The organism is Photobacterium ganghwense (assembly GCF_003025595.1).
GTDB lineage: Bacteria > Pseudomonadota > Gammaproteobacteria > Enterobacterales > Vibrionaceae > Photobacterium > Photobacterium ganghwense.
The window spans coordinates 36,817-48,031 of sequence record NZ_PYMI01000004.1; the positions used below are offsets into that span (position 1 = coordinate 36,817).

Annotated in this window: 8 protein-coding genes; 3 read left to right on the plus strand and 5 right to left on the minus strand. The window is 47.0% G+C overall.

Annotated features, from left to right (window positions below; all coding sequences use genetic code 11):
• Nucleotides 1-2: 2 nt before the first annotated feature.
• On the minus strand, nucleotides 3-1,412 hold the full coding sequence (locus C9I92_RS14510) for an NfeD family protein (RefSeq protein WP_047885767.1): 1,410 nt from the start codon (nucleotides 1,410-1,412) through the stop codon (nucleotides 3-5).
• 310 nt (nucleotides 1,413-1,722) lie between these two features.
• On the opposite strand from C9I92_RS14510, the gene C9I92_RS14515 reads away from it, so the two are divergent.
• The gene (locus C9I92_RS14515; RefSeq protein ID WP_084712590.1) at nucleotides 1,723-2,919 is read left to right on the plus strand and encodes a transporter substrate-binding domain-containing protein; all 1,197 of its coding nucleotides are present in this window, start codon (nucleotides 1,723-1,725) and stop codon (nucleotides 2,917-2,919) included.
• A 221-nt stretch (nucleotides 2,920-3,140) separates the two neighbouring features.
• On the opposite strand, the gene viaA is transcribed toward C9I92_RS14515, so the two are convergent.
• Nucleotides 3,141-4,589 (minus strand): ATPase RavA stimulator ViaA, encoded by a 1,449-nt coding sequence (gene viaA, locus C9I92_RS14520; RefSeq protein WP_047885768.1) that lies wholly within the window; start codon nucleotides 4,587-4,589, stop codon nucleotides 3,141-3,143.
• A 14-nt stretch (nucleotides 4,590-4,603) separates the two neighbouring features.
• Nucleotides 4,604-6,256, minus strand: a complete 1,653-nt coding sequence (locus C9I92_RS14525; RefSeq protein WP_047885769.1) for an ATPase RavA domain-containing protein — start codon at nucleotides 6,254-6,256, stop codon at nucleotides 4,604-4,606.
• A gap of 449 nt (nucleotides 6,257-6,705) precedes the next feature.
• Between C9I92_RS14525 and C9I92_RS14530 the strand changes: the two genes are divergently transcribed.
• A complete protein-coding gene (locus C9I92_RS14530; protein WP_047885770.1) occupies nucleotides 6,706-7,569 on the plus strand; it encodes a GGDEF domain-containing protein in 864 nt (287 codons plus the stop codon).
• A gap of 138 nt (nucleotides 7,570-7,707) precedes the next feature.
• Nucleotides 7,708-8,541 carry a phosphate ABC transporter substrate-binding protein gene (locus C9I92_RS14535; RefSeq protein ID WP_047885771.1) on the plus strand — a complete coding sequence of 278 codons (834 nt, stop codon included), beginning with the start codon at nucleotides 7,708-7,710 and terminating at the stop codon, nucleotides 8,539-8,541.
• A gap of 117 nt (nucleotides 8,542-8,658) precedes the next feature.
• On the opposite strand, the gene C9I92_RS14540 is transcribed toward C9I92_RS14535, so the two are convergent.
• The gene (locus tag C9I92_RS14540; protein ID WP_047885772.1) at nucleotides 8,659-9,510 is read right to left on the minus strand and encodes a sulfurtransferase; all 852 of its coding nucleotides are present in this window, start codon (nucleotides 9,508-9,510) and stop codon (nucleotides 8,659-8,661) included.
• A 423-nt stretch (nucleotides 9,511-9,933) separates the two neighbouring features.
• Entirely contained in the window at nucleotides 9,934-11,043 is a 1,110-nt protein-coding gene (locus tag C9I92_RS14545; protein ID WP_047885773.1) for a S1 family peptidase, read from the minus strand.
• Between the last annotated feature and the right edge of the window lie 172 nt (nucleotides 11,044-11,215).

The following is an 11,215-nucleotide window of genomic DNA, read 5'->3' on the forward strand; positions in this document are numbered from 1 at the left end:
GTTTATTCCTTCTCAACATGTTGTTCCGGTGGCAGCCGAGTCACCTCAAGGTGCAGCCCATCAATACGTTTTACTGTCACTTTCTGACCTTTCTCTAAACGCTCATCACAGTTTGCCTGCCAGATTTCTCCGTCCACCAGCACCCTGCCGACACCGGGAAAGCCACTGACCACCACACCTTGCTCACCTATCATGCATTCCACGCCAGTTGTCACCGGTTTTCGTCGGGTTCGGAGTAACAGAGTCAGGACCACAAAGGTCATCAAGGCAGACACAACAGTCAACCCGACAATCAGTGGAACCGCAATCTGGTACCCGGGCGTTTCAGTATCCATCAGCATCACAGAGCCGAGCGCAAACGCGACAATCCCGCCCAATCCCAAAATACCGAAACTGGGGCTGAACGCTTCAGCCACCATTAAGGCGATACCGAGCAACAGAAGCCCGAGACCGGCATAGCTGACCGGCAACATTTGCAGCGAATACATCGCGAGCAACAGGCAGATCCCACCCAGAACACCGGGCAACCCGACTCCGGGGTTGTAGAATTCCAGCAACAAACCATAGATACCAATCAGCATCAGAATGTAAGCCACATTCGGATTGGTGATGACCGAGAGCAGCTCAAAGCGCCAATCCGGATGCCGCTCAACATAGGCCACATTTTCGAGTTCAAGTTTGGCGGGCAATCCGTTAACGGTAACGGTACGCCCATTGGCCTGTTTGATCAGGCTATCAAGATCAGTGGCAAGAAAGTCAATCACGTTTTGCTCCAGAGCGCTTTCAGCATCCAGGCTGGCCGCCTCCGAAACGGCTTTTTCCGCCCACTCTTCGTTTCTGCCGTGCAATTTTGCCAAACCACGAATATAGGCTCTGGCATCATTGATCACTTTCTTCTCCATTGCGGTTTTAGCTGAAACCTTGTTGTCTTCCTGGGGTTCAGCCGCCGATTCATCTTTTCCGTCTTCCGGCTTTTTATCTTCTTTTTTCGGCGAGAATGGATTGTTATCAGAATCGTCACCGCCACCGGGGCCAGTCAGTGACACCGGGGTCGCCGCCCCAAGGTTAGTTCCGGGTGCCATCGCGGCAATATGGCTTGCTAACAGAATATATGTACCGGCACTGGCCGCACGGGCCCCTGCCGGGCCAACCCAGGTGGCAATAGGAACCGGAGAAGTGGTAATGGCGCGGATAATGTCGCGCATTGAGGTGTCCAGCCCGCCGGGAGTATCCATCTTCAGAATGATGAAGGCGGCCTGCTCTTCTCGGGCATGCTCAATTTCCCGGGTGACATAATCACTGGTCGCAGGCCCTATACCGCCTGAGATCTCGATGATCCAGACATTTTGTGCCGTTGCTGCATGGCTCATCAGCCAAAGACACAACGCGGCGCAGAAAGCGATGACTCTCATACACCCTCCCAAACCGGATTCGTACCCAGACTAGTCCCGCTTATGGAGCGAGAGAACTTAACCTCAGGCAAGTTACAGGGTACCGGTACTTATCACAGTCAGATTTCAGATAGTTACCAATTGGCTATAAGCATAGTCCATTGGTAACCAGCACTCAGTGTCAGCTGCGATACCCCGCACCAAAAAGCCGCAATTCACAAAAAGATGACGAATGAGTGAATTTTCAATGATGCTTATACTGATGGCATGTGAGGTGTACATCGCCATCAGTGAGAAGATAAGAAAGTGAAAAAATGAGAAGGGATAGAATATGAATAAGCCCCAACACTCATGGCTCAACCGACTGATCTTGAATGCACTATTGACATTATTGTGTCTGGGCAGCTCACCAGTCACTCTGGCTGCATCGAATCAAGGTGTTTTAGAGCAAGAGACTTTAGGCCAAGGAAATCTAGATCAACGAGCTTTAGAGCAACCTAGTGATTTTAGTCAGATCGTATTGAAAAAAGTGAAAGTGGGGAGCTATGACTGTCCGCCATTTGTGATCATCAATAAAGACAGGACGTTTAGCGGGCTTAGCATACTGCTATGGGAGAAGATTGCGGAAGAACTGAAAATTGACTATGAAATCACTCGTCATAACCTGCCCGATATATTAAAAAGTGTCGCCAGAGGTGAACTGAATGTAGGCGTTTCCTGCATTTCAATTACGCCTGAACGCGAAGAGCTGATCGATTTTTCGCATTCCTTTTATGAAACCCACCTCGCCATTGCGGTCAAAAAACAAGGCTACGCCGCGACCATGAAAAACTTGTTAACGAATACCAAATTGTTAATCGTTCTGGGTTTCTTGTTTGTCGCCGCCTGCATTGTCGGCGGCATCTATTATCTGCTGGAAAACAGAGTCAACGACAAGCTTTATTCAATGAATACCAAACGGGCTAAACTCATCGAAGGTTTTATCCTTGGCCTATTGTTTATTACAAAAGGCCCGTTCAATTATTTCGAGTTTAGAACCTTACCCGGGCGTGTCCTGACTGTTTTTCTGGCCATTTTCACCACATTCTTTATTGCCAGTATTACCGCCATGCTTGCCAGTACATTTACCCTCGGATTGCTGAGCAGCGATATCAATGGACCCAACGACTTGGCCAATCTGAAAGTCGGAGCCAAACAGGCATCCACCTCATCGTTTTACCTGACCAACCAAAGCATTGTTCACCGCGCTTACCCCGATATTGAAAGTATGCTGATGGCACTGAACAACAACGAGGTCAATGCCATCGTGGCTGATGCCGCCGTCTTAAAGTATCTGATTAAAAAACATAAAGAAGAAGGCAAATACGAAGAGCTGACCGTTTTACCCTATCAGTTTGAAAAGCAAAACTACGGACTGGTTATTGAAAACAACAGCCCTTACAGAGAACAACTCAACCGGGCACTGCTCAAAATTCGTAAAAGTCAGGAATGGCGACAGGCGTTGAATACCTACTTTGCTGAGCAGTAAAGCGCCCGGAGGATGTAAAAGAACCCAAGGATACCCCATATAACAGGCAAAAAAATGGCGACCAAATGGTCGCCAAAGCCAAGACAACTAGTAAACAACTAAGGAGAGTGTTAGTGATGCCACCTAATCGGGCATGAATCCTGAGAAGGTGACGGTGGAACATGGTTACATGTGGGTGCCTTAATACATGCCTGTATTGAGTACTGATTTACCCAACTGGCTTATCGCCACTTCAGAAGGCGCCCAAGTTTCGACGGATGGTAAGACCAGCAATGGTCAAAAATCGTCATTAATTCCGGGTTGCCGTATTTCGAAAAATTCACGGCATGGAATCGGTTTCGGTTATCTTTCAGTTTCTGGATTCGCTTCATCATCGCTTCAGGTTGCGAAGGGGCAATAAAGTCAGACAGTACAATCAAGTCTGCATTCTGGTATTTTTCAGACAGCATAAGCTCGATTGACTGATCCAGTACCGGCCCTAAATCTGTGCCGCCGTGGAACGAGTAAGATAAAAAGTTAAGCACTTCACTAAGCCCGTCCTGACGGGTCAGTTCATAAGTGATTTGCTGAGTCGAAAACATAATGACATAACAGTCTCGATCCTCTGCCAGTGCAATCTGCATTAGGCCATACGCCAGCGCTTTTGCGCACTGTTCCGGGAAACCGTTCATCGAGCCGGACGCATCAATGCAGACAATGAAAGGCCCTTTTTCCTGCTCAACTTGTTTGGTCTGCCGCTTGTAAGCCTTCACCCGACGAAGCTTACGTTGCGCCCCTTGCACCCGGTAATTCATCAGACGTTTATCGACCAGATGCTTATAGAAAACAACTTCCAGTTCCGGATAAGCCAGGAACATGGCTTCGTTGGGTAGCAATTTCGAAAGATCATCACTTTCGTGAATACCGACAATGTCATCAGTGACATTGTCACTTCTCTCTTCGACCATTTTCAGGTCTTCTGAACGTACCCGCTCTTTGTTCGGGTCGTCCACTTCACTTGCCATACGCCCCAGCTTTTCAGCGATTTCACGCAGCCCACTGTTCTTTTTCAGAAACGCAGCCATTGCTTTCAGGGTCGAGACATCCGTTTTAGTGAGTTTGGCTTTAGCCATATCCCACAAACGCCCCGCTTTCTTCTCGTCACCTTCACCCGTCACTTCTTCCATGTGACGCATGGTTTCAATGCGTTGATACAGATCCGCCAGCAACTGCTCTTTGTGCTGCTCAAGTTCAGCCAATTGCGCCTCTGTCAGTGCCTGAGTCAAATGCTGATACCACTGGTTACAGAAATAGCTCTGAAACATCGGGTTGTGTTTCTGATACTCACGTTCCAGCAGTGTTTTCGCTTTGAAATAGAAAGCCGAATGTCCTTCAAGCTTCTTTACTACGTCTTTAACGTGTTCAGTGAAGTACTCGGCATCCCATTTACTGGCCGTCTGATACAGCTCGATTTCCTGATGGAAACGCTCTTCCACACTGACTTTGGTGATTCGTTGATGCACCTGCCCCCGCCACTTCATGATCTGACTTTTCATGGCAGCTTTGATGCCCGGATTCGATTCCGCAGCCATGATCAGCTGAGGGCGCATCATCAATTCATTAACTGCATTATCAATGATGCCGGACTCTGTCAGCATCATCGCAAGATTTAATCCTTCGGTTACCGGCATGGGCACTCCTTACCTTACGCGAAATACTCAGACAGGTGTGTCACCCGAAACGCGCTTTTCTCAATGACCAGTTTGAGTTCATGAACCGATTCTGTCGCCTGAGACAGACTTTGTTCAATCTGTGCAGGTAGCTGCGGGTCAATAAAACTGTGCGGCAGCGCACCATGGAAACTGCTCCGGGAAATTTTCAGGCTGTGCTCGGCATCAATCGCCTTGGCAGATGCCAGCTCAGCTTTGCTCAGCCACAACTGCTGTTGCTGCGAAGAAATCCCCTTCTCACCGGCAATACCGACCATCACTGCGCGGTTGGCGATGTCTTTGATGACCAGTCGCTGCTGCGCATCTACCTCAAACTGCAGGCGGCAAAGATGGGTATTTTTGTTCACAAACCCATAGATGTCACACTGACCGGTTTTGATCTTTTTCTCAAATTCATCCCCGTCAACATATACCCAGCGGCTGTCACCGTTTTCCTGCTCAGACACTGAAGGGTTTTGTTGCAGCATCACCAGTTTGATCATGCGCGGGTTGTTATTCACGTTGTACCGGCGAGCACCGCTAAAATCGTATTTAAACCACTCTTTACGCATCATGGTTTCACGACTGAACGTGACACACAGCTCACGCGCAATCTCATTGTGGACGTCATTAATCAGATTCTGCGCTTCTGTGGCATTGGTTTGGGCCGCTTCCTGATTGAAAGCTTTCTGAGTCGCAAAGTGACGAATAACCTCACGGATCACATGACGGGATTCCGGACTGTGCCACATGCAATCTTGCAACAGCAGCAAATCAAGCGGATTAATGGCATCACGACCATTAAAGAAAGCACTGGCTTTCAATAAGCGCACTGATTTTTTCCAGCGACGATCCGAAATATACAGTTCGCTGTCAGCCGCTTCACCGGCACTCTCTTCAGAGCGCTGTTCAATCATGGATTTCAGCTGGTAAATCTTTTCAAAGATTTCATCTGACAGCTTGATATCGTCGATATGCTGCTGCCAGTCTTCGTATTCCTGATCAGTGATAGCCAGACCTGGTTCCAGTTCCTGAATCGACGGACCTTCTCCCATCAGCATGGCTTTGAAATTTTGCTTTTCCTGAATGCGGTTAACAAACACACGAACCAGCATTCGGTCATATAACGCTTCCAGACCGCTGTCCTCTTCCGGCAGCTCATTGGACGCGGTAATCAACAAACGCATGGGGACAGGAAGAATATCCTGGCCGTTCTTAAAGGTCCGCTCATTCACAACTGTCAGCAATGTATTCAGAATGGCCGGACCGGCTTTCCAGATTTCATCCAGAAACACCACTTGCGCGGTAGGCAGGTAACCGTCAATCAAGCGAACATACTTGCCATTATCTTTCAGTTCCTGAATCGACAACGGGCCAAATACTTCTTCCGGCGTTGAGAAACGCGTCATCAGATAGTCGAAAAACTTGCTGTTATCGAAAGCCTGGATCAGACGCTTTGCAATCAAGCTTTTCGCAATACCAGGAGGACCCAGCAAAAAGACACTCTCGCCGGCTAAGGCAGCAAGAAGGCAGAGTTTGATCGTTTCTTCACGCTCATAGACCCCATTAGACAGCGCCTTGATTAGCTTCTGAATCCTTTCAGAAACCAGCGCTTTATTTGGTTGAGCACTTCTTGCCATTGTCAGCATATTTCGACCTCTACATCCGACTGTCCATGTGCTTTCACACTCACTGTTAGAATAGACACAAACACCCCGATGTTACAATATTGTTAACTGAAATATTTTGTTACAAGCCTTATATATCAAAGAGATCCTCTCAGCTCCAGACCACAATCTATGATTGCATTAATGAGATTTTGATAACACATTTGTGAAAAAATTAATGAGTAAATAGTGATTAGCAACCAAAAAGCTGCTAAAGGTCTCAAAAATACGCAAAATGCACGGTATTGAAAAATGAGATTTTCTCCTCAAAAATAGCGTTTAATGGGTCAATAACCACTCAAAACAATGATTAAATGAAGCTCATTCATCCAGTTGCATTGAGATTTCGTAGGATAAGTATGTGAATGGCTTGTATCTTCCGAATGGCTTTGTAACTATACCCCGGTCCATCAAAGAGATGTTTTAAACGCATGAGTACACTCTCTCAACTGCCAACCCGCTTAACCATGTATGTCTGTGTCGGAATACTGAGTTCGGCACTGATTCTGGCAAATGCACAGCTGGAAATTGTGATTTCCATTTTGACACTGGTACTCATTATTTTGCTGCTGCGGGAAGATTTCGGCAGTGAAATGCGTCCGTGGATGATGCTGGCGCTGGGTACCTATGCGACAGGTGTGGTGTCTGATCTGCTGGATGAAATACCGGAACTGAAAAGTCACTGGTTTATTGTCTCCACTGACAATGTGTTTATGCATATTGGGACGTTTCTGATCTGTTTCTGCTTCATCAAACTGATCAATCAGAGGAAGGAACTGATTATCAAGCTGAATAAGCAAATTCAGATTGCCCGACAGCTGGAAGGCGAACTCAGCCAACTGGCCTTAGAAGATGATCTGACCGGCCTGATGAACCGACGTGCCCTGTTCCGCTGCTTCGACAGAATGGCGATTGAAAACAGACGCGGTGTTCTGGCTTATATTGATATTGATAATTTCAAGCAGGTCAATGACCGCCTTGGCCACAAGCCAGGGGATGAATTGCTGTGCACCATTTCTCGGGCACTGATACAAACTGCGCCCGCCGGCAGCAAAATTTACCGGATTGGTGGTGATGAGTTTGTGGTTTTACTCCCTGAAGATTCTAAGGACAGTCCGCAAGACTGGCTGAATCAACTTTATGACCACACTCAGGCAACACGCGTAACATTTAACATTGGATTAAGTGTTGGTTTATCGCCGTATTATCCAGGCAACCTTTCCGATCCTGACGCCATTCTGGCGAAGGCTGACAGGGCCATGTATCAGGAAAAGGAACACAAAAAATACCTTTGAAATCAAAAACAAGCCGATTATGTAATCGGCTTGTTTTTTGTCTTTTTTCGCTGACCATCAACGTTTTTCACATAATTGTCATATTTTCGTAATAGCATTGGCGGCCATATTCTTCTGGTGTAAATGTGGAGATCAGAAATGTTAACCAGAACTACCCTTTGTGCGCTCTTCGCCGCCTTAGCATTTGGCGCACAAGCCAAAGAGACTATCACCGTTACCGGCTCAACCTCTGTCAGTCATGTCATTGAAGTGCTGGCTGAAACGTATTCTTCTGAGCATACAGATACCTTGATTGCTGTTCAGGGCATCGGCTCGTCAGCCGGTATCAACGCAGTAAAGAAAAATGCGGCAGATCTGGGGATGAGTTCGCGTTACCTGCAAACAGAAGAAATCAATCCGGATATTGAAACCGTCACTATTGCCCATGACGGCATTGCGCTGGTAGTGAATAAAGACAATCCGGTGAACAATCTGACCAAAACGCAAATCGAAAAAATTTATCACGGTGAAATTACCAATTGGAAAGATGTGGGTGGTCCCGACCTGAAAATGGCGGTTGTCAGCCGTGAAAATGCCTCGGGTTCTCGTTTTTCCTTTGAAGATTTTATGGGGCTGACTCAGGAGATCGGTGGTCAAACCGTGTCTGATATCAATCCTCAGGTGCTGGTGGTTAACACCAACGGTACCGTGAAAAGCCTCGTATCACGAAACAAACATGCCATTGGTTATGTTTCACTGGGCTCTGTTGACGACTCAGTGAAAGCACTTTCATTTGAAGGTGTACCACCAACACTCGCTAATCTGGAAAACGGACAATATAAAATCTCTCGCCCGTTTCTTATGCTGTACAAACCAGCAAAAGTGAAAAAGTCAGCTAAGGCGTTTGTTGATTACCTGGTTTCAGCACCGGGACAAACAATTCTTGAACAACGTGGTTACGTGCCGGTTACTCACACGTCAGCTGTGAACTGATTTCCTTGCCGTATTGGTTCTCATACCAAACGCAGTCACTGTATAGTCACTGAAAAAACGGCACAGAGACAATAAAGGCACTCAACAGAGTGCCTTCTTTTTTGATGAAGAAGCGCTTCAGACCTCAACAGGATACTTATTGTTACTCCCCCATTCGCTCCAGGAGCCGTCATAGACTGTCAGCTTTTTCCGGCCACTCAACTCCGCTCCAAGCGCCAAAATACATGCTGTCACCCCTGAGCCACAGCTGAAAATCAGATGCTGCTCTGGCTCACAAAGCACATCAAACCGCTTCATTAATTGCTCTTTTGGCAAAAACTGCCCATTTTCAAGGAGCTGCGAAAACGGAAGACTTTTAGCATTTGGCATGTGGCCACTTCTGATCCCTGCCCGTGGTTCAGGCTGTAGCGCATAAAAACGGGCTGCGGGTCTGGCATCGAAAACCTGTGTGCTGGTATCACTCAAACGGGCATGCAAACTGTCGGCATCAATCACCCATTGAGGCTGAAATACAGCCAGGTATTCAGCGGGTTCAGCATACTCCGGTGGACAAGTCTGCAACGCATACCCAGCCTGTTCCCAGACCGGTAAACCACCGTCAAGCACCGCCACTGACTGATGCCCCATAGCGCGGAACATCCACCACACTCTTGGCGAGGAAAAAATGCCGTGAGTATCGTAAACAACCACAATGCTGTCTGGCGTAATACCCAGTTTACCGACCTCTTCAGCAAATAATGCAGGTGAAGGCAACATATGCGGTAAGTGAGAATCCGGATCAGCAATTTGTTTATCAAAATCAAAAAAACGTGCCCCCGGAATCCGTTTCTGCTGCCATTCAGCCATCGCATTTCGCTCTGTACCCGGCAGAAACCAGCTGGCGTCCAACACTACAACATCGGGGTGGTCCAAATGTTCTGCCAGCCATGATACGGGGACGACAGGAGAAGTCAAAAGAGGTGCTGACATGTCATTTTCCTTATGATAATCAATGAGAGGCGATTGCTCAGATGAGTAATAAATCTTAATCGATAATTACTTGAAATGAATAGCAGCTTTCAGTTTCACTTCACTGCTGCTTTTTAAGTGTTGTATCAGAGGATCAGAAAAGACACAAATCTAGCCCGTATAATCCGTACTTGCATTGTCTGGATGACGGACTCTTATCCTCTACAGACTGTTACCCACTATAGACTGTTATCCACTGTTAATGAGTCTGCAATCACGCATAAAAAAGCCCCCGAAACCAAGACCTCGGGGGCAGATTATTATCATTGGCACAATAGCTATGAATACCGCGCTATTGTAGACCGTTATGGTTAAGGACTATCACAAAGGCAGTGATAAACCCGTTTACGTATAACAATATTACTTCAGTGATAAGCGCAGAAGTTAGCGACGCTGACGACGTAAAAAGCCCAGCAGACCTAAACCAGCCAACACTGAAAGTGGCATGCTGCCACCACTTGAACCCGAACTTTTCGGTGTCAGTTTTGATTGCCCTTCACTGATTTTTTCAAATGGGTTCACGGCAAATTCAGGTGTCGGCTCCAGATCAAAATCAACGCCGGTCACGACTTCAATATCCGCATAATATGAGGCCAACTCAGTGTACAAGCCATTCAATTGGGCATCAGGATGACCAGAGTTTTTCAAATCGCAATAGGCTCCATTACTGGTGACACCGATAACACGCAACCCGAAATCACTGTCACCGGCACGTTCTGGGTTTTGCCAGATCAACGGGCCACCGGAGTCACCGGCACAGACATCTTTTTTCACCGCAGGATCATTGCTGTCGGCACAGACAAAGTGTGAGTCCGAGCTAAACGGATAAGAGGTATCACACTGTTCAGCCGGAATTCCGCCTAAAGTCACAACCATCAGCTCATCAGGCTGGTTGTAATCGGGTTCTGTCCGTCCCCAACCAGAGGCAATCAAGTTCGCTTCAGACCAACCGGTCGCATTCCAGGTGTTAGCAAATTGCGCATTTGCAACGGCCTGCTCGGCAGGCGTCGCGATTTTTATCGGCTTGGCGACGGATGCCATTGAACGATCAACCTGTAATACCGCCACGTCGTGATCGTAATTAATACTTGGGTCATAAGAAGGATGAACCCAACCACCAATCACAGTGAACTTATATTTTGAATCAATCTGATCAGCAGCACCTACAGAATTGGGAAGTTGTTCAGTACCAGCAACCACTGTTGTACTCATCATAGGATCAATACAGTGAGCTGCAGTCACTAATAAGCGATCACTGATCACCACTGCACCACAGCCTGATAATACCTGCGATGAGCTACCATCCTCAGAATATAAAGGCACCGTAATCATTGCGGCCTGCCAAGGAAGCAATAATCCTTCAGCCAGTTGGCTGGCAGGTTGACCATTCAAAATTTTAGCTTCTACAGACGCGGTATCAGCTTGGGCTTGAAAAGAGACTGCTGAGGCAACAGCAAGCACAATAGGTAGAAGTGTTGTTTTTATATTATCCATAATGGGTCATCTTCTTTAACAGTATTTAATTTCTGCGGTAAATAACTGGCAAAAGATATTACCAAGTAAATTACTGCTTTATTGTGAAGCCCGCATGATATTTCCGACAAAGATCAACCCGCTGATTATTAATAAAAATATGATTTACAACACTAATAGATACCGCTCAACG

Excerpts from the sequence above, each read along its gene's own strand:
- C9I92_RS14510 (WP_047885767.1), bottom strand. The coding sequence starts at position 1,412 with ATGAGAGTCATCGCTTTCTGCGCCGCGTTGTGTCTTTGGCTGATGAGC.
- C9I92_RS14515 (WP_084712590.1), top strand. The coding sequence starts at position 1,723 with ATGAATAAGCCCCAACACTCATGGCTCAACCGACTGATCTTGAATGCA.
- viaA (WP_047885768.1), bottom strand. The coding sequence starts at position 4,589 with ATGCCGGTAACCGAAGGATTAAATCTTGCGATGATGCTGACAGAGTCC.
- C9I92_RS14525 (WP_047885769.1), bottom strand. The coding sequence starts at position 6,256 with ATGCTGACAATGGCAAGAAGTGCTCAACCAAATAAAGCGCTGGTTTCT.
- C9I92_RS14530 (WP_047885770.1), top strand. The coding sequence starts at position 6,706 with ATGAGTACACTCTCTCAACTGCCAACCCGCTTAACCATGTATGTCTGT.
- C9I92_RS14535 (WP_047885771.1), top strand. The coding sequence starts at position 7,708 with ATGTTAACCAGAACTACCCTTTGTGCGCTCTTCGCCGCCTTAGCATTT.
- C9I92_RS14540 (WP_047885772.1), bottom strand. The coding sequence starts at position 9,510 with ATGTCAGCACCTCTTTTGACTTCTCCTGTCGTCCCCGTATCATGGCTG.
- C9I92_RS14545 (WP_047885773.1), bottom strand. The coding sequence starts at position 11,043 with ATGGATAATATAAAAACAACACTTCTACCTATTGTGCTTGCTGTTGCC.